At 51.2% G+C, this 20892-nt stretch carries 14 protein-coding genes; 9 read left to right on the forward strand and 5 right to left on the reverse strand.

The window, feature by feature from the left end; genetic code table 11:
* The 4 genes from OEW58_10510 to OEW58_10525 form a co-directional block, all read left to right on the forward strand.
* Positions 1-445 (forward strand): aminotransferase class V-fold PLP-dependent enzyme (locus tag OEW58_10510; protein ID MDH5301781.1); only part of this gene is annotated, 445 nt, incomplete at its 5' end.
* Positions 446-620: 175 nt separating this feature from the next.
* Positions 621-3056 (forward strand): acyl-CoA dehydrogenase, encoded by a 2436-nt coding sequence (locus OEW58_10515; protein MDH5301782.1) that lies wholly within the window; start codon positions 621-623, stop codon positions 3054-3056.
* 10 nt (positions 3057-3066) lie between these two features.
* Entirely contained in the window at positions 3067-4371 is a 1305-nt protein-coding gene (locus OEW58_10520; protein MDH5301783.1) for an acetyl-CoA C-acetyltransferase, read from the forward strand.
* Positions 4372-4381: 10 nt separating this feature from the next.
* On the forward strand, positions 4382-6442 hold the full coding sequence (locus OEW58_10525) for a 3-hydroxyacyl-CoA dehydrogenase NAD-binding domain-containing protein (protein MDH5301784.1): 2061 nt from the start codon (positions 4382-4384) through the stop codon (positions 6440-6442).
* Positions 6443-6482: 40 nt separating this feature from the next.
* Here OEW58_10525 and OEW58_10530 read toward each other — a convergent pair whose 3' ends face one another.
* Complete coding sequence (locus tag OEW58_10530; GenBank protein MDH5301785.1) at positions 6483-7379, reverse strand: DMT family transporter; 897 nt, start codon at positions 7377-7379, stop codon at positions 6483-6485.
* Between the two features lie 392 nt (positions 7380-7771).
* On the opposite strand from OEW58_10530, the gene OEW58_10535 reads away from it, so the two are divergent.
* From OEW58_10535 to OEW58_10545, 3 genes are all read left to right on the forward strand, one after another.
* On the forward strand, positions 7772-9862 hold the full coding sequence (locus OEW58_10535; GenBank protein ID MDH5301786.1) for a carboxy terminal-processing peptidase: 2091 nt from the start codon (positions 7772-7774) through the stop codon (positions 9860-9862).
* A gap of 337 nt (positions 9863-10199) precedes the next feature.
* Complete coding sequence (locus tag OEW58_10540; protein MDH5301787.1) at positions 10200-10664, forward strand: peroxiredoxin; 465 nt, start codon at positions 10200-10202, stop codon at positions 10662-10664.
* A gap of 158 nt (positions 10665-10822) precedes the next feature.
* Entirely contained in the window at positions 10823-11545 is a 723-nt protein-coding gene (locus OEW58_10545) for a YebC/PmpR family DNA-binding transcriptional regulator (GenBank protein MDH5301788.1), read from the forward strand.
* 65 nt (positions 11546-11610) lie between these two features.
* Here OEW58_10545 and OEW58_10550 read toward each other — a convergent pair whose 3' ends face one another.
* The 3 genes from OEW58_10550 to OEW58_10560 all read right to left on the reverse strand — a co-directional run bounded on the left by OEW58_10550 (position 11611) and on the right by OEW58_10560 (position 16522).
* Positions 11611-13803, reverse strand: coding sequence for a CHASE domain-containing protein (locus OEW58_10550; GenBank protein MDH5301789.1), 2193 nt, complete (start codon positions 13801-13803; stop codon positions 11611-11613).
* A 250-nt stretch (positions 13804-14053) separates the two neighbouring features.
* Complete coding sequence (locus tag OEW58_10555; GenBank protein ID MDH5301790.1) at positions 14054-15649, reverse strand: ABC-F family ATPase; 1596 nt, start codon at positions 15647-15649, stop codon at positions 14054-14056.
* Positions 15650-15727: 78 nt separating this feature from the next.
* Positions 15728-16522, reverse strand: coding sequence for an HAD-IIA family hydrolase (locus OEW58_10560; protein MDH5301791.1), 795 nt, complete (start codon positions 16520-16522; stop codon positions 15728-15730).
* Between the two features lie 124 nt (positions 16523-16646).
* On the opposite strand from OEW58_10560, the gene OEW58_10565 reads away from it, so the two are divergent.
* On the forward strand, positions 16647-17231 hold the full coding sequence (locus OEW58_10565; GenBank protein MDH5301792.1) for a hypothetical protein: 585 nt from the start codon (positions 16647-16649) through the stop codon (positions 17229-17231).
* Positions 17232-17252: 21 nt separating this feature from the next.
* Here the strand turns inward: OEW58_10565 and OEW58_10570 are convergent, their stop codons facing one another.
* Positions 17253-19925 carry a CHASE domain-containing protein gene (locus OEW58_10570; protein MDH5301793.1) on the reverse strand — a complete coding sequence of 891 codons (2673 nt, stop codon included), beginning with the start codon at positions 19923-19925 and terminating at the stop codon, positions 17253-17255.
* 386 nt (positions 19926-20311) lie between these two features.
* On the opposite strand from OEW58_10570, the gene OEW58_10575 reads away from it, so the two are divergent.
* Positions 20312-20587: a DUF1488 domain-containing protein gene (locus tag OEW58_10575; GenBank protein ID MDH5301794.1), complete on the forward strand. Its 276-nt coding sequence runs from the start codon at positions 20312-20314 to the stop codon at positions 20585-20587.
* Positions 20588-20892 lie beyond the last annotated feature (305 nt).

Here is a 20892-nt window from a genome sequence, read left to right on the forward strand (position 1 = left end):
GCGCTTGACGCAATTTGGTTGGCACATGATTGATGATGTCGGCAACTATGACCGCCAGGACTGGACACCCGCCAAGAGCGCACGCTGTTTTGAGTGTGGCAGCCCCAATATGCTGGGCATCCATGCGCTGCAGGCCAGTTTGAATTTATTGCTTAGCGTTGGCTTGCCCACGATCGAGCGCGCCGTACGTGACAATGCACGTTATTTGATGGATCGTATCTCGGCTGACCGGCGACTGGAATTGGTTTCAGATCCCCAATCCGATCGATTTCTGGGCATAGTCTCGTTTAAAGTTAGACAGAGTGATCAGGAAATCGTGTATCGTCGTCTGATGAGCCGAGGCGTGATGTGCGCGCTTCGTCATGGCGCTTTGCGATTTTCGCCCCATTATTACATTCAACCGCGCCAGCTTGACGAGGCTCTGGAACAAATATTGCCCACTTAACACTAACCGTTAAGCTAATGATTTTTAATTGAATGCCGCTATGTAGGAGGATTGCCGTGACCAGACTTTAGCGCCGCTTTACAAACATAAAGTTAAGGCAATAACTGTCAAAGTTACATTAATACCTCAAAGAAATTACGACTGACAATTATCCGGCTGTGGAGGCCGAACCACTATGTTAGCGCTAGCCATATTTTTTGTAGCCTTCCTTGCCCTTGGCTTTAAACGGGTAGGATTTGGTGGATGGACCGTGGGCCTGGGTGTGACGCTGCTATTCATCACCTTCTTCGTCAAAACGTCTCCGCTGATCCTCGCCATTTTATGGCTGAGTACCTTGATCATCGGCGTCATCTTCAACCAGACGACCTTGCGCAAAAATTTGATATCCAATCCCATGCTGGCATTTTTCCGTCGTGCGCTCCCCTCCATGTCGCAAACAGAAAAAGACGCGCTGGAAGCCGGCACGGTTTGGTGGGATGGAGACTTGTTCAGCGGCAATCCTGATTGGAAAAAGCTGTTGGAATTTCACGGTCCCGGCCTGACAAAAGAAGAGCAAGCCTTCATTGATGGCCCGGTTGAACAACTGTGCGCCATGCTGGATGACTGGAAGATCAATACAGATTTAAATGATCTGCCCCCCGAAGTCTGGAAATTCATCAAGGACAACGGCTTCTTCGGCATGATCATTCCCAAGGAATACGGTGGTCACCACTTCTCGGCTCGCGCCCACTCTGAAGTGGTCATGAAAATCTCCAGTCGCAGCGTTGCCGCTGCCGTGACAGTGATGGTACCCAACTCGCTTGGCCCAGCCGAACTGTTGCTGCGCTACGGCACCGATGCGCAAAAAAATCACTACCTGCCACGTTTGGCCAAGGGTGACGACATTCCCTGCTTTGCGCTGACCTCACCGGAAGCCGGCAGTGACGCCAGCTCAATACCAGATACCGGCATTGTTTGCCGCCAGGATTTCAACGGCCAAAAAGATGTGCTCGGCATACGCGTCACCTGGGACAAACGCTACATCACCCTGGGCCCGGTCGCGACAGTGTTGGGTTTGGCATTCAAACTCTATGACCCTGAGCACCTCATCGGTGAACAGGCAGATCTGGGTATTACCTGCGCACTGATCCCCACCAATCACCCGGGTGTCAACATTGGTCGCCGTCACTATCCCTTGGCAATCGCGTTCCAAAATGGACCAAACTGGGGTAAAGATGTGTTTATCCCCATGGACTGGGTCATTGGTGGTCAGCAACAAGCCGGCAAAGGCTGGCGCATGTTGATGGAATGCTTGGCAGCGGGTCGATCCATTTCACTGCCCGCACTAAGTGTAGGCGGCGCAAAGTTCTCCAGCTTGTCCATGGGTGCATACGCACGCATTCGTAAACAATTCAAAACACCGATTGGTTATTTCGAAGGCATCGAAGAGCCCCTGGCACGCATGGCCGGCTACACCTATATGATGGATGCAGCGCGTACCTTGACTGCAGATGCATTGGATGCAGGCCAAAGTCCATCGGTAATTTCGGCCATCCTCAAATACACACTGACCGAACGCATGCGTCGTGCAGTCAATGACGCCATGGACATTCAGGGCGGTTCAGCCATTTGTTTGGGCCCGCATAATATTCTGGGCAAGCTCTATCACGCGATTCCCATCAGTATCACGGTGGAAGGCGCGAATATTCTTACCCGTTCGCTGATCATTTATGGTCAAGGTGCAATTCGTTGCCATCCGTACATTTTCAAAGAAATGCTGGCAGCACAGGATTCAGACCACGCCCGTGCAAGTGCCGATTTTGACAGTTTGTTCTGGCGCCATATCAATTTCACGGTGTCAAACATGTCACGTTCGCTGATTTTTGGTTTGACCAACGGGATGGGCGCCAATGTTCCCGATCACAAGGAAACCAAACACTACTACCAACAACTCACCCGCTTCAGTGCGGCATTCGCCATGGTCTCGGATTTTGCAATGCTGACCTTGGGCGGCGCACTCAAGCGCAAGGAAAAATTGTCTGGTCGCCTGGCTGACGTGTTGGGCTTGCTCTATCTGACCTCGGCCACGCTTAAGCGCTACGAAGATCAGGGTTTCCCCAGCGCGGATCTGCCACTGGTACGTTGGGCGTGTGAACAAAATCTGTTTGAAATTCAGCAAGCCCTGGACGGCATTCTCAACAATTTGCCGAGCAAGGCACTGGGCTTGGCGCTGCGCGTGTTCGTCTTCCCCACTGGTCGCCGCTTTACACCACCCAGCGACAATTTGGGCCGCAAGGTTGCGCGCATTATTCTCAACGATTCAGAAGCCAGAGATCGCCTCACCAAAGGTGTGTTCGTACCCAAAAACACCACCGATCAAGTGGGACGGATGGAAGCTGCTTTGCGTATGTCTGATCAGGTCGATCAACTGGAGCGCAAACTGTTCCGTGCCCGCAAGGAAGGTGAAATTTCCGGCCGAGTCATGTCCGAAATGCTTGAGGATGCAGTACGCAAGAACCTCATTACTGAAAGCGAAAAAGCCTTCTATGATGAATACGACGTTCTTCGCAAGGAAGTTATAAAGGTTGACGACTTTGCGCCCGATGCATTCAAACTAAATCCAAAGTCCTAGGAGAAGGATCATGGCGTTGAGTTCCAATCTACAAGGTAACAAAGTCTTTATTGTTGATGGTGCACGCACACCGTTTCTAAAGGCAAAAGGAAAGCCTGGAGCCTTTGTTGCTGCCGACCTTGCAGTTTCTGCAGCACGCCCTCTCGTGGACAGAATGCCATTTGATGCGACTGCATTCGATGAAGTCATCATGGGCTGTGTTATGCCCAACGCTGACGAAGCCAATATTGCACGTATTCTGGCATTACGCATTGGCTGTGGTGAACGCACTCCCGCCTGGACAGTGCAACGTAACTGCGCCTCCGGGATGCAGGCGCTGGATTGCGCCGCGCAAAATATTGCCACAGGGCGCTCTGATCTGATTCTGGCCGGCGGCGTTGAATCCATGAGCCATGCACCCATCCTGCTCAATCTGCTGATGGTGAATTGGTTGGCTGACTTTAGCCGCGCCAAAACCGCCATGGACAAAATCAAAATGGTTGCCAAGCTCCGTGGCCCACATTTGAAACCCATCATCGGCCTGCTGCGCGGATTAACCGATCCAACCAACGGCCTGTCCATGGGACAAACCGCAGAAAATCTGGCACATCGGTTCCATATCGATCGTGTCACCATGGACACTTACTCCATGCACAGCCATCATCGTTTGGCCAAGGCACAGGACGAAGGTTATTTGGCTGACGAGATCGTCGATATTTTCGACAGCAAAGGCAACCTGTACAAAGAAGACGATGGCGTGCGTCGCGACAGCGATCTGCCTGGATTGGCAAAGCTCAAGCCCGTGTTTGACCGCCACTTTGGTAAAGTCACTGCGGGCAACAGCGCGCAAGTCACCGATGGTGCAGCCGTGTTGATTCTGGCCAGCGAAAAAGCCGTGCGCGATCACAAGCTGCCAGTGCTGGCTCGCATCACGGATGCTCAATGGTCGGGGCTGGATCCCGCCGAAATGGGCTTGGGTCCAGCGTATGCGATGACACCAATTCTTGATCGCAATAAATTGTCGATTAAAGATGTCGATTACTGGGAAATCAACGAAGCCTTCGCCACCCAGGTACTCGCCTGCCGCGAAGCGTGGATGAGCGAACAGTATTGCCGCGATTTTCTCGGTCGCGATAAACCTATCGGCGAAATCCCGATGGACCGACTCAATGTCGATGGCGGCGGCGTCAGTGTCGGCCACCCAGTCGGCGCAAGCGGTGCGCGTATCACCTTGCACCTTGCTCATATTCTCAAACGCACCAACAGCAAACGCGGTATCGCCAGTCTGTGCATTGGCGGTGGTCAAGGCGGTGCTTTGTTGATCGAACGCGAATAGGAGTATACCCATGACGGACTTGAATGCATTAAAACACTGGAAAAGAAAAGTTGATGAACACGGCGTGTGGTGGCTGCATCTTGATCAGCAGGATGCAGCAGCCAACGTGCTCTGTGTACCGGTCATCGAAGAACTGGATGCGCTGCTTGATGATGCAATAAAACAAAAACCCAAGGGCATTATTTTTCTGTCCGACAAAGCCAACGGTTTTATTGCCGGTGCAGACATCAAGGAATTCACCAAAATTGAAAACTTTGAACACGCGGTAAACCATATCCGCCGTGGCCAAAATGTGCTGAACAAAATCGAATCCATGCCCTGCACCACCGTGGCACTGATTCACGGTTTCTGCATGGGTGGCGGTGCCGAGCTGGCGCTGGCCTGTAATTATCGTATTGCCGATGACGGCCCCAAAACCAGCATTGGTTTGCCCGAAGTACAACTGGGCATTCACCCGGGTTTTGGTGGCACAGTGCGTTTGCCACCACTGATCGGCGCGCCCAACGCCATGGATTTGATGTTGACCGGCAAAACGCTGGACGCACGCAAAGCGGCCAAAATGGGCGTCATCGATTATGCAGTTCCCACGCGTCATTTCCTGACAGCAGCACTGCAAGTGGTACTGGAAAAGCCCAAGCGCAAGCAGCTTAAAGGCATGCTCAAATTTACCAATCATGCCTTGGTTCGCCCCATACTGGCGTCCATGATGCGCAAACAGGTCGCACAAAAAGCGCCAAAAGACCACTACCCTGCGCCTTATGCCATCATCAAACTGTGGAAAAAGTACATGGACAATCCACGCAAGATGATGGAAGAAGAAGCACGCTCGGTCGCCAAACTGGTCACGGGCGACACGTCCAGAAATCTGGTCAAAGTGTTCTTCTTGCGTGAACAACTAAAAAATCTGGGCAAACTGCCCGAACATTTGAAATCAATAGGCAAACCCAAACACGTACACGTGATCGGTGCCGGTGTCATGGGTGGTGACATTGCTGCGTGGTGCGCATTGCGCGGCTTGACGGTAACACTGCAAGATCGCCATGCGGAAAATCTGGGTAAGGCCATTGGCCGTGCGCACAAACTGTTCAGCAAAAAAATGAAAGGCGATCGCCTGGGCATTATCGCGGCGATGGATAGATTGATTCCCGACATACACGGACACGGCATTCCCAAGGCCGATGTGATTGTCGAAGCCATTGTCGAAAACATCGAAGCCAAGCAAGGTTTGTACGCCCAACTTGAACCGAAGATGAAACCCAATGCACTGCTCACCACCAACACCTCCAGTATTCCACTGGAAGTGCTGAGCAAAACCTTGGCAAAACCTGAACGCCTGGTAGGTTTGCACTTTTTCAATCCCGTCGCACAAATGCCATTGATTGAAATTGTCACCGCCGACAACACCGACGCCGATACCGCTACGCGTGTTGGTGCGTTTGCCGCGCAAATTGGCAAACTGCCACTGCCAGTGAAAAGCGCCCCAGGCTTCCTGGTCAATCGCATCCTCATGCCATACATGATGGAAGCGGTCAAACTCAAGGAAGAAGGCGTTTCCATTGCCGACATCGACAATGCCGCGCTGAAATTCGGTATGCCGATGGGACCACTGCATTTGGCAGACACCGTTGGCCTGGATATTTGCCTGCACGTTGCGCAAATCCTGGGTAAGGAACTGGGCCTGGAAGTACCTTCTTCACTGCAAAAAATGGTGGAAGCCGGCAAACTGGGCGCCAAATCCGGTGAAGGCTTTTACTCTTACAGCGGTGGCAAGAAAAATGAAGTGGGTGCCGGTGGTGCAAACGCCAGCAAATTGCAGCACATCACCGAGCGTCTGATTGGTCGCATGGTCAACGAAGCCGTCGCCTGTCTGCGTGAAGGTGTGGTGGAAAATCGCAATCACCTGGATGCGGGCGTCATTTTCGGTACCGGCTTCGCGCCCTTCCGTGGTGGCCCGATCAATTTTGCCGAATCTCAGGGATTCGAGAAATACAGTTCCAGTCTCGATCGCCTCGCATCATCGCATGGCGGCGTATTCAAACCAGACGATGGTTGGAAAAGTTTGATCAGCTAATCAAAAACCAAGGGGGCTCATGCCCCCTTGGTTTTTATACTCAGGCTCTCATTCTGTAGAGTGACCAACGCCGGCGTATGCCCTCAAACTGAAACATCACCAATCCCCACAAAATCAACGCGACACCGTACAAGGTATCCGTCGAAATGTGTTCATCGTTTGCCACCACCCCCAGCACCAATGCCGCCACTGGCGTAATCAGCGTCAGCAGTGACATGCTCATCGCGCCAAGGTGATGTAGCGCATAGAAATACAGCATCGCCCCCAACACCGAGCCAAACACTCCCAGATAAACAATTGCCGCTATCGTGCGTGACGGCGGCTCGCTGGGTACACTGCCATCCAACAACCACCAACTGAGCAAAAACAGCGGCAATGACACCCACAAACCACCCACGGTAACCGCCATAGCCGACAGTCCCTCCACATGCACGCGCTTGAACCACAAGCTGCCAAACGCATGAACTGCCACCGACAGCAGTACCGCAGTTATCCCTAGCAACGCTGATTCACCCAACTGCAGTGAATCAGAAAAAATAACTACCAAACCGCTTATCCCCAACAGCATTCCAAACGATTTGCCCACGCTGAAATTGTTCTCACCAAACCACAGCAAGGCAAACACGGCGATAAAAAACGGCGTCCATCCATACAGCACCGAAATCAATCCCGATGGAACAAACTGCGCGCCAAAATATACCCCCATCAGTCCCAGATATAGAGTGACACCTACCGAAACATAGGCTCGCCAGGCATGTTTGTTTATCGTTAGGGGAATACGCAACGCCAGCAACAGCGCCATGCCCAGCAGCAAACCAACCACATTTCGGCTGGCCACGCCAAACAAAAAGCTGCCACCGACGCTGCTCCACTTCACCGCCAACGGTGTAGTTGACCAGATCAAAATGACCCCCAGATACGCAAACGGCACCGACATTTCACTCACTCCTTTTCTTTTCGCCAGGCCAAAAAAAAGGCCACGGATTTTGTTGGATCCGTGGCCTCAGAAAAAACGATTCTTTTATCTGTCGTCGCTAACGCGCTCCCTCAGCCACCAACCCAAACAGGCGCATCGCCCAACGACGGCGATGGGCGAAAAATGTGGTGGTTAATAGTTGCGCAGGCTTAATCATGCCCCGAGTGTGGCGGTTATCATAGAAAACGTCAATATCCTGCGCCTATTCATGTGTAGAAATAACTATTTACGCCCCCTCTTCTGGCCTGGCAGACAGTTTGCGTGTAAAAATACAATGCTTGACCTTGTATAATTAGAAAAACGCTCGATATAGTCTTAAGAGCTATAGTGCCGCCGTACGCCGAAGGGATCCCATGATCAAAATTATCACTAGCCTGTTTATCGCTGTTCAGCTGTTCGTTATGCAGGCTGCACTGGCTGCTACCGAGATTAAACCATTGCCTGAGCATGGTTTATCCAGCGTTTTGATCACCAAACTGATCGAACGGCACCATTACAAAAAGACCCATCTGAACGACGCCCTGTCGCAGCAAATCCTTGAGCAATATCTAAAAAGTCTCGACCCTACCAAGAGCATCCTGACGGAAAAAGAAGTGGCTGTTTTCCAGCGCTACAGCAAGCTGCTGGACGATGCCATCAAGACAGGAAAGCTGGACTCCGCGTTCAACATGTTCGAGATATTCAACGAGCGCCGCATTGAGCGCGCTAATTACGCCATCAAAATACTTGATCAAAATTTCGACTTCAACCGTGACGAAAGTTTCGATTTTGACCGTTCCGACATGGCGTGGCCCAAGAACGAAGCCGAACTCAACGAAATCTGGCGTAAACGGGTAAAGAACGACGTACTCAGTCTTCAGCTGGCCGGCAAAAAGCCTGACGAGCTCAAAAAGACCCTGCGTAAGCGCTATGAGCGGATAAAAACCTATTCCCAGGAAATCCGCGCTGAAGACGTTTACGAGATTTTCATCAATGCCTATTTGCAGGCGTTGGAACCCCATACGTCCTATTTTTCACCGCGCAATACCGAGAACTTCAAGATCAACATGAGTCTATCGCTTGAAGGGATTGGCGCAGTACTGCAGCGGGTTGACGATTACACCGTGGTACAGCGCATCATTACCGGCGGCCCGGCGGATTCCAGTGGTCTGCTGCGTGCTGACGACAAAATCGTCGGCGTTGCCCAAGGCAAGAACGGCGAAATGGAAGACATCATCGGCTGGCGACTAGACGATGTGGTCGAACTGATTCGCGGCCCGAAAGACTCGGTTGTACGCCTGCAGGTACTGCCCAAATCAGCCGGTCCCGATGGCGCAACCAAGATCATTACCCTGGTACGTAACAAGATCAAACTGGAAGAACAACAGGCCAAAAAATCCATCATGGAGCTTGGCGCAGGCAAAGATAAACGCCGGATCGGCGTTATCACCCTGCCCACGTTCTATATGGACTTTGACGCCTACGCACGCGGTGACGACGATTACAAATCCACTACTCGCGACACCGAGATTTTGCTGAGCGAACTCAAGAAAGACAACGTCGATGGTATCGTTATCGATTTGCGTGGTAACGGTGGTGGTTCCCTGCCCGAGGCCGTCGCCCTGACTGGCCTGTTCATTCATTCTGGCCCAGTGGTACAGATCAAAGACAACACCGGCAACCTGCAGGTAGATCGTGACGAAGACAACCGCGTGGCCTATGACGGCCCCATGGCAGTGCTGGTCGATCGCTACAGCGCTTCTGCCTCGGAGATTTTTGCTGGCGCCATCAAAGATTACGGTCGTGGCCTGATCATCGGTGAGCCCACCTACGGCAAAGGCACCGTACAAACCGTGATAGACCTCAACCGTTTCACCCGTTCCACCAACACCGAACTGGGACAAATCAAACTCACCATGGCGCAGTTTTTCCGCGTCAACGGTGACAGCACTCAGCACGAAGGCGTCACACCAGACATCCCCTATCCCGTGGTCAACAACAAGGAAATGGGTGAGCGTGCTCTGGAAAATGCACTGCCCTGGGCCAGCATCAAACCAGCCCCCTTCCAACGCATCAACGGTCTGCGCACTGATCTTAAAGTGTTGAAAGACGAGCACAGCAAGCGCATTGCCAACGATGCGGGCTTTGATTTACTGGTAGCTCAAGACAAAGAGCTAAGAGACGTGTTGGATAAAAAATCAGTCTCGTTGAAAAAATCCGCGCGTGAAAAAGAACGTATTGCCCAGGAATCTGCACGCCATGATCGCCTTAACCGCTTCCGCCTCTCGCGTGGCTTACCCGCTTTGGACAAGGAAAACATCGACGAGGAAGGTGATACTTCTGTGGATGACAAGTTAAAAGAGGAACTGGAGAATATCAAACTGCGTGAAGCTGCCAGCGTGCTTGCCGATCAAATCAGACTCAATCGCACTACGCCGGTCGTGGCCAACAAAGGCGCCAGCTAATATAACCGCATAAACTTACGGACAAAAAAAAGCCAGCGCCTAACACGCTGGCTTTTTCATTTGACCCCACAAGTCTAATTGCCAGGATAAATATCCATGTAGCGCAAAAAGAACAGGCCGATCAGCCCGCCAATCACAATCGCAACGATGTATCCTAGCTTTTTGTCACTCATGTTGGTCCCTCCTTAAAAATCGTTAATGCCATGTATGACCGTGGCCTGCAGAAATAGGTTCAAAAATTTTTACGGTTGTTTTTCATCGCCGCACAAACTTGTCTTGCGGTTTGAGTCGAGCTGGGCCAAGATAACACTTTATCCAACTATTCAACTAGGTTTTTATGCTGACGACAAACACCCAAGCCCCGGCATTTTCCCTGTCAAATCAAGACAAACAACCACTGAGCCTGGCGCAATACGCCGGCAAGAAAAATGTCGTTCTCTACTTCTACCCAAAAGATGACACTCCTGGCTGCACCCTGGAAGCCAATCAATTTACCGCCCTCGCCGATCAATTTGCGGCGGCAGATACTGTCGTCCTCGGTGTCAGCAAAGACTCCTGCGACAGCCACCGCGCCTTCATGGACAAGTACAACCTGAAAGTTCAGCTCGTGTCAGACCCGGAAGGCCAGCTCTGCGAGCTCTACGGCGTGTGGCAGGAAAAAGAAAAGAACGGCATCAAGAAAATGGGCATCGTCCGCTCTACGTTCATCATCAACAAGCAAGGCTTGCTGGTCGACGTGGAATATGGCGTCAATGCCGATGGTCACGCCCAAGCCGTGCTGGAAAAAATAACCAAGCTCTAAACCTTCAAAGGCGCCAGCAGCAAACTGGCGCCAATCTGCTCAAAAAACGGTCAAAACCCGATCCTTCACCGGATTCCTCCCCGGCTGCTATTGATTCACCCTCCTGCTTCCTTCAAAATCTCAACACTTAATTTCAACCGATTCGACAAGAGTACGTTATGGGTAGAGCATTCGAAGTCCGCAAAGCGGCCATGGCCAAAACATCCGTCATGAAGGCCAAAGTTTACTCCCGCTATGGACGTGAAATTTATGTCTGTGCCAAAAACGGCGGCTTGGACCCCAACAACAACTTAACACTGCGCAGCTTGATGGATAAGGCCAAGAAAGACCAAGTGCCTGGACACATCATCGAAAAAGCCCTTGAAAAAGCCAAGGGCGGCGCGGGTGAAGATTTCGCACCCGCTCGCTACGAGGGCTTCGGTCCTGGTGGTTGCAACGTCATCGTCGACTGCTTGACTGACAACAACAATCGCACCTATGGCGACGTTCGCCAGTGCTTCATCAAGGCCAAAGCCAAAATCGGCGCACCAGGTGCGGTTGCTCACAGTTTTGATCACCGCGCTGTATTCCTGTTTAAGGGCGACAACGAAGAACAAGTACTGGAAGCGCTCATGGAAGCCGACGTGGATGTTAGCGACATTGAATCTGCCAACGGCAGCATTGAAGTGTTGACGCCACCCACCGAATATTTCAAAGCCAAAACCGCGTTAACCAATTTGCTGGGTGAAAGTGCTGATTTTGAAGTTGATGAAATCACCTTCCTGCCGCACGAAATGACGACCATCACTGGTGACGATGTTGCGCTGTTTGAAAAATTTATGGCGTTGCTGGATGACTGCGACGACGTACAAAAAGTGTATCACAACGCGACTATCGAATAGTTTGCCTGATTGCCATTGCCTGTCGGTTAGACTGGCAATGGCAACTTCGCCCAAACCTGACAACTTTACCCAATTCGCTCGTTGTACTTGGGCAGCGTAAAATAAAAGGTGGCTCCCTTACCTTCTACGGATTCAAAATCAATATGTCCCTGATGGTCGGTAATGATGGCCTTGCTGATGCTCAATCCAAGACCAGTACCACCTTTCTGGCGCGTGTCCGATGAATCTGCCTGACTAAACCGGTCGAAAATATTTTTTCTAAACGCGTCAGGAATCCCTGCCCCAAAGTCACGTACGCTGACACGGTAATGCGTTCCATTTTCTTCTCTCAGCATAACCTCGACTACGCCATCTTTCGGTGAAAATTTTGCGGCATTGGACAGTAAATTCGACATCACCTGGATTAACCGGCCTGTGTCGCCAAACACTTTGGCGGAAACAATACTTCCCACCAGTTCAAATTTCACACCATACTTTTCACCGTAGCCCGCATTGCTCACCAAAGACTGCAATACCACATCATTGAGGAAAATGGGCTTCATTTGATATTGCATTTTACCGGCAAAAATTTTTTCCATATCCAGTAGGTCGTTCACCAGTGCAATCTGCCTTTCACAATTGACATTGGCAATTTCCACCAGGTTGTGAACCTTTTCAGGCAATTCACCAAATGCCCCCGATAACACCAATCCCAGCGAACCTTTGATTGAGGTCAAAGGGGTGCGCAGTTCATGACTGACCGTTGAAATGAATTCAGTTTTACGTACTTCTACTTTTTTACGTTCGGAAATATCACGCATCAAACCGATGTAGGCGCGCTGGCCGTTTAATGTCATCGCCGACACATTCAGTTCCATGGGGAAACGATGACCATCTTTGCGATAGCCAAACAGCTCTCTGGCCTGGTTAATTACTTTCGAGGCATGCAACTGAGATTGCGCAAGATATTTATCATGCGCACTTCGCTCGTCGGGAGGAATCAGCATGGAAATATTCTTGCCCAGCAATTCATCCAGGCTGTATCCAAACAAACTTTGCGCGGCAGCATTGGCACTGGTGATATTTCCCAAACCATCGATGGTAATAATGCCTTCAGCAGAGTTTTCCAACACTGCACGCAAACGCATTTCCTCTTGCTTGGCCGTATTGATTGTTTCCTCCAATTGTCGGGTTCTTTCGATAACCAGATTTTCAACCGCCAGGCGGCGACGTGCGGCAAACACAAGTTGAATGACAATAATCAGCGTACAAAACAGACCACCGTACAGCAAAAACCAACGCTGATTTGTCAGGGAGCTTGTAAATTCAGGGTCCACTGGCCGCGTCACCAACGCCCAGGTACGAGTCCCAATCTCCCGCTCCTGCAAACTATGCAGTCCTTGCGTTGCCTGCTCGAACGACAAAACCGGCGCATCACGTTTCTCGCGAATCCGCGATGAATGAACGTACATAAACGAGTCTTGTTCATTCGTCAGGTCAAACAAATACACATCGATGCCGGCTGGTTTGTAGCGTGGCGCCATGGAAAATTCATCGATCATGTCAGTAACACGCATTACCCCCAGCACAAAACCGAGAATGTGCTGGCGGCGCTGTTCGACCGTCGCAACGGGGTGCCCGTGTTTATACACAGGAGTAAACAATAGGATACCCAGGTTATTTTTCTTGAGCTGGACAAGAGAAATTCGCGGTGTTGCCACCGTGACGCCGCTGTCACGCGCTTGCTCCAGCGCCGCCAGACGCGCCGCGTTCGATCCCAAATCAAAACCAACCGCGGCGGCATTACCCTCCAGTGGATAGACAAAATACACCGGGTAATAAAAATCACGCTGACCTGCGGTCATCATGTTGCCGTCTGCATCACGTTCCTTAATTCCAAAGGGGGCCTGATATGCCCTGGAGGCTTCACGCTCAAACGAGGCCCGCTTTTCGCGAGGCACAACAGGTATCCACTCGATGGCCTGATAGGTGCTTTTTTCACCCGTGACCTGCTGTACGAAAAGATCAAATTGGGCTTTTTCTATTGTTGATGTCGCATCAAAATAAGCGGACACGGTATTAAGCCGGTCAAGTTCCCGAGTAATATTGTGGTTAATCTCATCCAGGCGTTCATCGGCCCAGCGATTGTAATAATCATAGGCACGCGCCACATCCAGCCCAGCAGCATAAAAATAGCCGTAAATTGACAGCAGTATTCCGAAGATCGCCAGCACCAACGCTGGCAGATATCGCTTCAGTATCCGCAATAAGTCTGACATGAATATCCAATGATTAAAGGCCAAAGTACAAAAAGCGCCGCGTAGAGATATTTTCGACAGTTTTGCAAAAAAACTTACCTCTGGTGCAACAGCTTAAGCCCAAATATTTTGCGTAATATGTAGCCATTTGCATCATATTGGATAACTGTAGCTAATACACTCCCCTTTACCTCTTCCACGACCCCAAAAAAAACCCCGTTGCTTGCGCGAACGGGGCTTTTCAATGCGAGAAAGGGAACCGGTTAGATGATCAGCCTTCCACGCCCTGACTACGCAGATATTCCTCGTAGGTGCCTTTGTAGTCAACAATACGGTCGGGCTTGATTTCGATCACCCGTGTCGCCAGCGACGACACAAACTCGCGGTCATGGCTGACAAAAATCAAGGTGCCGGGATAATTTTCCAGCGCCAGGTTCAAGGCTTCGATCGATTCCATGTCCAAGTGGTTGGTCGGTTCGTCCATCACCAGAATATTGGGACGCTGCAGCATCAATTTGCCAAACAACATGCGCCCCTGCTCACCACCGGACAGCACTTTTACCCGTTTTTCCAGATCGTCACGCCCAAACAGCATGCGACCCAGCGTGCCGCGAATATACTGGTCGTCGTCGCCAGCGCGAGCCCATTGTGCCATCCATTCAAACAATTTCTGATTGTCGGCAAAGTCATGGGCATGATCCTGGGCGTAGTAACCGATGGTGGAATTCTCCGACCATTTCACCACGCCCTTGGCGGGTGCCAAATCACCCACCAAGGTTTTCATGAAGGTTGATTTACCGATACCGTTGGCACCGATCACCGCCACTCGCTCGCCAACTTCGACAAACAGGCTGAGATCCTTGAACAACAACTGATCGCCATAACCTGCACTCAGGTGTTCAATTTCCAGCGCCAGACGGTGCAGTTTCTTGTCCTGCTCAAACCGAATGAATGGACTCATACGACTGGAGGGTTTGACTTCGTCCAGTTTAATTTTATCAATCTGCTTGGCACGCGAAGTCGCCTGTTTGGCTTTGGATGCGTTGGCAGAGAAACGTGACACAAAGGTTTGCAGTTCGGCAATTTGAGCTTTTTTCTTGGCATTGTCCGACAACAGACGCTCACGCGCCTGGGTGGAAGCCAGCATGTAGTCATCGTAGTTGCCGGGATAAACGCGCAACTCGCCGAAATCCAGATCCGCCATGTGGGTGCAGACGCTGTTCAGGAAGTGACGATCGTGCGAAATAATCACCATGGTCGAATTACGCTGGTTCAAAATATTTTCCAGCCAGCGGATGGTGTTGATGTCCAGGTTGTTGGTCGGCTCGTCCAGCAGCAGTATTTCCGGATCAGCGAACAGCGCCTGCGCCAACAATACGCGCAACTTCCAGCCCGGCGCCACGGCGCTCATCGGGCCGTAGTGCTGATCCACCGGAATCTCCAGACCCAGCAGCAGTTCGCCAGCACGCGCCTCAGCGGTGTAGCCGTCCAGCTCGGCAAATACGCCTTCCAGCTCGGCGACCTTGATGCCGTCTTCCTCGCTCATCTCTGGCAACGAGTAAATGCGATCCCGCTCTTTTTTGATCTCCCACAGGTCGGCGTTGCCCATGATGACCGTGTCGATGACCGAAAACTGCTCAAACGCAAACTGGTCCTGGCGCAGCTTACCCAAGCGCTCGTCCGGGTCCTTGCTGACGTTGCCAGCCGTGGGCGCCAGATCGCCGCCCAAAATCTTCATGAACGTCGATTTACCGCAACCATTGGCGCCAATCAGGCCATAGCGATTGCCATCGCCAAACTTGACTGAGACGTTTTCAAACAAGGGCTTAGCCCCGAACTGCATGGTGATATTCGCACTGGTTAACATGATGATCCCGAGATTAACTGCTTTGGAAGCCAAAAAAGCGCGTAGTGTACCCTATTTGCCGCCGCGAATCGCAGACAATTACGCCAAAACCAGCATTGCCTGCAGCGTTTTCAGACTGTCCACGTCCCAATCCGGGGCGGGCAAATGGGTCGGCAGGGCCGCGCCCGGAAGGAACCGCCCGGTTCGCACCAGCGCCGTGCGCATTCCCAGCGCCGCTGCGCCGGCAATATCGGTGTCAGGGCGATCACCGATCATCAGACACTGCTGCGCCGTCATCCCCAGCCGCTGCAACGCCATTTGGTACAACAGCGCATGGGGTTTGCCGATGAATACCGGCTCAACTTCGGCAGCGATGGCAAACGGTGCGACCAGTGCGCCACCGCCGGGTAGAACACGATGTTGACCGTCAATGTAGGCATCGACGCTGTGATCTGGGTTGGTGCAAATCAGGCGTGCGCCGTGTTTTAGAATCAAATTCACGCCAGTGGTAATCGTCGCAAAGTCGATACCCTCACCCTCGCCGATCACCACAAAATCAGCCGCTTCGCTACACGGCGTGCCGACTTCCGCCAGCGCCTGATGCAATCCGGCACCGCCCACGGCGAAATAGCGGAAATTTTTCTTCTGCTGCCCCAACCACAACGCCGTCGCCTGTGCCGAAGTAACAATTTGCGTCTCATCCGGTCGCACAAACCCCAAACGCTGCAAACGATCGGCGATTTCATCCGGCGTTTTGATCGGATTATTGGTGATGAACGCGTGCGGCAAATGCGCAATCGCCGCCATAAATTCCACGGCGTCGGCAATGGCTTTCTCACCGTGATAAAGCACGCCGTCCATGTCCAGTAAAATGGCTTGGATGTAATTGGTCATTGTTTAATCAAAAAATGCAAGGTTCGCAATTATATCAGGGAACGCAAATCATGGTGCCCAATCGCGGCAACAGGTATAGTTAACCAGACCCATGTGCAACCACATTTGCGTAAAGGCAGTCAGCATGGCCAAGCACGAAACACGCTCGCAGTACCGGCAACAGGACAACGTCTACCTGATCGAGATTTTTCTAAAAAATCCTCGCCAATTATTCAACTCGCTCGATCCCTCCCCCTTCCATGAAAAAGACATCGATAAAGATGCGGAAGCCTACATCGTCGAGGCGGTTGAAGAACTACACATCAAAACGCCCATGCGCATTTGCATTTACTTGCCCAGCGATGAAGTGGACAGCGCACAGGCACGCAGCATTCGCGACGCCGTGCATCATTATTTTGCCTATCGTGCGCTTGGCAGTCGGCGTCAGTTACGCTCGGTGTTGCAACAGGGGCGATTTAGTTTGCTGGTCGGCATCTCGTTTCTGACATTGTGCCTGGCGCTGCGCACTACCTTACATCACTTTGGCGAAGGCACGTTGCGGGATTTAATCGAGGAAGGCTTACTGATTATCGGCTGGGTTTCGATGTGGCGACCGATACAAATTTTCTTGTACGACTGGTGGCCGGTGAAATATCGTCAACGCATTCACCAACACCTGAGCAGCATTGACATCCAGGTTCTGCCACATCATCCAACGATGCAAAACTAATATCGCACGCCTACAATTACATTACGCAGCTTTTGATGGCATAGCAAACTGGTCGCCTGTCTCGCCTTGACTGTTCACAATCCGCAAGTCGATATGGAAAGTAGTTCCCTGTCCCGGCTGGCTGACAAAACTGATGCGCCCACCATGCTGCTCTACCAACAACTTTGCAATCGATGTCCCTAAACCTGTTCCACCCACACGACGCGTGTCACTGGAATCCGCCTGGGAAAATCGTTCAAACACTTTCTGCTGAAACTCTACGGGAATTCCGGGGCCGGAATCAGCAATCGAAATTCGAACTTCCGTTGCAGAGGGTCGCACTGACACAACGACCGCGCCCGCTGTTGGTGAATATTTCACCGCATTCGATAAAATATTGGACAGAACCTGAATCATCTTGTCTTCATCAACGTTGACGTTGATGTCATTATCCACCGGCGTCCAGTTAAAGCTCACACCATATTTTGCTGCATACCCTTGATTGACAACAAGGGCATGATCAATCAATGCGTTGACCGGCATGATGCGCAGATTCAACGAATTTTCTGACAAGGTGATTTTATTGAATGTCAGCAAATTATTGACTAGCCGGGTCAGTCGTTCACAATTTTCAGCAGCGATCTTCATCATGTGTTGTATTTTATCCGGTTCGTTATCCAATACACCGCCTAAAATCAATCCCAGCGAACCACTGATGGATGTGAGCGGCGTACGCAATTCATGGCTAACCGTAGATACAAACTCATCCTTCATGCGGTTGACTTTTTTCCGTTCGGTCAAATCGTGAATAATCGCGGTGAAAATGGTTCTGTCGACCAGAGAAACTGCACTCACAGCCATTTCAATCGGAATTTTGCTACCGTCTTTTTTTACCGCATAGGTGTCACGACGCTCACTCGCAAGCGAAAGTGTTTTTGCAGTACCGGTATTGTCGCCAGACGCAGAAAACAAATCCGGAATAACACCGAGAATAGACTTGCCTGTCAACTCGTTAGAGGAATAGCCGAACAGTGCTTCACCGGCAGGATTGACACTTTCTACCTTTCCACTGGCATCCAGGGTAATAATCGTCTCGATCGCCGTGGACAAAATACCTCTCAGCTCCGCCGTGCGGCGTTGCACCAAATTTTCCACGGAGTATGAACGCCCAGTCATGGCCAACAAAAACGCGCCCATTAAACTGGTAAACAACAGACCTATCGCCAATACCCCCCACGACTGCCAACCTCGGTGGGCCGCTAGATATGACGGCGTTGGCCAGTACCGAACCACCCACTTTCTGCCACCGATATCGAGACTGTCCTCCAGCAAAATACGGCCAGTAACATCCTGCGGGCCATACATGTGAACAAACTTTCCGTTGTCCACGTCATCAATGCTAACGATGATGTCGTCCTTGTACTGCGACTTCAATGTCACATCAATAATGTCACCGACGCGAAACACCCCAACCGCAAATCCCTTCAAGGCATTTTTACGCTGCTCGGTAGTGTCTGACGAACCGCGATAAACAGGTTGAAAGATTAAAAATCCAGCCTGCTCGACACTTTCCTGCACCAGCGTAATTCTTGGTGTGGCCATGGCCTTGCCGGAATCTCGCGCCTGAATTAGCGTGCTTTGCCGTGCAGGATTGGACGCAACATCAAAACCAAACGCGCCCTCATTTCCCTGCATCGGTTCGATAAACTGGACCGCCACATACTCGTCCCTCTCGCCGGCCCGGATCAATGCTTTGCTGCTGTCACGTTCGGTGATCTGAAAATCGGCAAAACCTTCCTGGCGAACTGATTTTTCAAACTGATCTCGCTGATTATTCAATATCAATGGATTCCAGCTCAAACCCTGTATGCCCGGCTTGTTCGCCAAGGTGAAATCAACAAACGTGCGAAAATCCTCACGCGAAATTTGCTGTGAACTTGAAAAGAATCGCTCAATGTAAGCAACCGAATCCAGATAACTTTTGAAGCTGGCACGCATTTTTTCATGTGTGTCATTGGCGATACTCGTGAAGTTGGATTCAATTTTTTCCTGCTCCACTTTGCTCGCCATGTAAAACAGCCCAATCACTGCGCTCAATGCCAGCAAAGATGGTATGGCCACCACCGTGCGTCGTCCCCACCAAAGTTTTCTGGGATGCGCAAACGCAATCAACATCAATGGCGCCGCAATAAGCACCCCAATGGTGTCACCTGCCCACCAGGTAAACCAGCTAAACTCAATCTCAGATTGCGAAATAACCCCGGTCGCATACAACGCACCAACGCCAAACGTTGCGTTGAGCAGGCACGGCAGCGGCCCGGCAACCAGCATAAATTTGATGATGTCCCACTCTTTTGACAAAGCCGTTGGAAAACCAACAAATCGTTTCACCAGCCAAGCACCGACCAATGCCTGCAACGTCGCTCCCACACCCGCACTGACGGCAAACGCCCATCCAGACATAGTCAATGGACCCTGGTCGGAACCAACCCAGATATTCAGCAGCAAGGAACCGAAAAAAATGCCCGGCCACAAACGATTACCCCACAGAAGCAGCGCAGTGATCGCAATCCCTGCCGATGGGAAAATGGCCGTGGCATAGCCCGGCGGAAGGGCCAACATCAACGCCAGTTTGCCGGCAATAGCATAGCTCACGCACAGAAGTACAACGCGAGTCATGTCTGTCAGAAAAGTTTCATTTGATCCGGATTGCATCGGTGTTCCGTGATGTTAGCGAGTCCAACTTGCCAGCTACAGGTCTATCACACACCGCTTTAGACCTGATCCACAACAGCCAAAACCGCGAGCATTCCCCGGCGGTTTCATCGTTTATACTATTATCCATTAGTTGTTTCGACACTTGGAAAAAAATATTTTCATCACCATTTTTCGGTATTACCCCAGATTCGATACCCACGCACAGACCACTAAAATGCAGACAGCCAATGATTGCCCTTGAAAATTGGAGGAAAATGCGAGTTTATCTCCCCCTACAGAGAAGCTAGTGTGGCTTCGAGGTGATAATGCTGGTGACTGATCTCAATGAAGCGTAATGTATGTGGTCTCCCCCTCGACCCAGCAACTGCTGCGGAGATTCATCCATGACATTGCACTTCCCCAACCCCAGCCGAAGTTATGATGAAAATCACGATCGCGTCCTGTTCTGGGGATACGACAGCACCATTGAGGTTTCATTTTATGTGGAAGCTTCAGCGCTGAAAAAAATCTATCCGGAAATGAGCAGCAGCGAATCCGATCACCTGAAGGCTTTCGATGGCGCGCGCGAAAAAATTTACCGTGCGGCAGAAAAAGTGTACCGTCGCGGCGGCAGCGGCAAAGGCACCTATGCCTACGCCCTGAGTGCAGAGGATTTGTAGACTGTGAGTAGAGCGACAGCAATTGATTGAAGTAGCGTGATCAGATGAATGCCAAAACCGTTGTGTTTCACCATTCCGTTTGTGCGATTACGCTAACCGCACCTACAAAATGGGCTTTAATCGGGGTTTCGCATTGCAAAAGGAACCATCAACGTAGCCCGGATGCAACAACGTGGAATCCGGGATTGTGCGGGGTGGGACTCCCGGATTACGCTTCGCTTCATCCGGGCTACTTGCTAAAAACAGGCGTTAACCGTGCTTTTTCTACAGGTTCAACGTTCGGATGAGCCACCGAAGGCGGTCGG

The organism is Gammaproteobacteria bacterium (genome assembly GCA_029884425.1).
Lineage (GTDB): Bacteria > Pseudomonadota > Gammaproteobacteria > S012-40 > S012-40 > JAOUHV01.